This is a genomic window from Bacillus sp. SIMBA_154 (assembly GCF_046536015.1).
Classification (GTDB): domain Bacteria; phylum Bacillota; class Bacilli; order Bacillales; family Bacillaceae; genus Bacillus; species Bacillus pumilus_P.
In genome coordinates this window covers 1-233 of the sequence record NZ_JAWJBV010000698.1, presented here as the reverse complement: position 1 = coordinate 233, position 233 = coordinate 1, and the positions used below count along the sequence as shown (strand labels likewise).

Here is a 233-nt window from a genome sequence, read left to right as displayed (position 1 = left end):
ACTATCAACTATTGAAAAATCTTTCACATAGTTATTTCTTTTCGAATAAGGAAAATTTTTATTAATTATTTTTGCTTCAATAATATTAGAAGAATTCAAACTTTTGTTACTATCAAATTTTATTCCATCTAGTTCATTAAGATACCTTTCATATATCAGAGATAAGAGTGTATCATCGCCTGAATGTATTCTTTGTAATTCCTTATCCATTAGTGGATTCAAAAAAATACTAT

At 24.0% G+C, this 233-nt stretch carries 1 protein-coding gene; it reads right to left on the bottom strand.

Annotated elements, in window-relative coordinates; all coding sequences use genetic code 11:
• Positions 1-210, bottom strand: a 210-nt coding sequence (locus R0K30_RS23665) for a hypothetical protein (protein ID WP_410613491.1), incomplete at its 3' end; no start/stop codon positions are given.
• Positions 211-233: the final 23 nt, after the last annotated feature.